The sequence below is a fragment of the Burkholderia sp. LFS061 genome (assembly GCF_047978125.1).
GTDB classification, from domain to species: Bacteria; Pseudomonadota; Gammaproteobacteria; order Burkholderiales; family Burkholderiaceae; genus Burkholderia; species Burkholderia pyrrocinia_C.
Window position 1 is genome coordinate 1 of the sequence record NZ_JBFPFS010000179.1, and the last position, 234, is coordinate 234.

Consider the following 234-nt stretch of genomic DNA (forward strand, 5'->3'; position numbering starts at 1 on the left):
ATGTACTGCTGCGCCGGGAAGGCTGGCAGTTAGGCCGGAACCAGGCGTACCGGTTGTATTGCGAAGAACAGTTGCAGCTGCGCTCGAAGTTGCCAAAGCGACGAAAGATGGTGGTGACGCGGGTGGCGAAGATCGTGCCGGCAAAACCAAATGACGCTTGGAGTATGGATTTTGTGGCCGACCAGTTGGCTGATGGCTCGAAATTTCGCACCTTGACGATTGTGGATGTCTTCA

Annotated in this window: 1 pseudogene; it reads left to right on the forward strand. The window is 55.1% G+C overall.

Annotation, left to right across the window (positions count from 1 at the left end):
- Nucleotides 1–234: pseudogene (locus ACNQQL_RS36245) on the forward strand (IS3 family transposase); the annotation flags it as partial.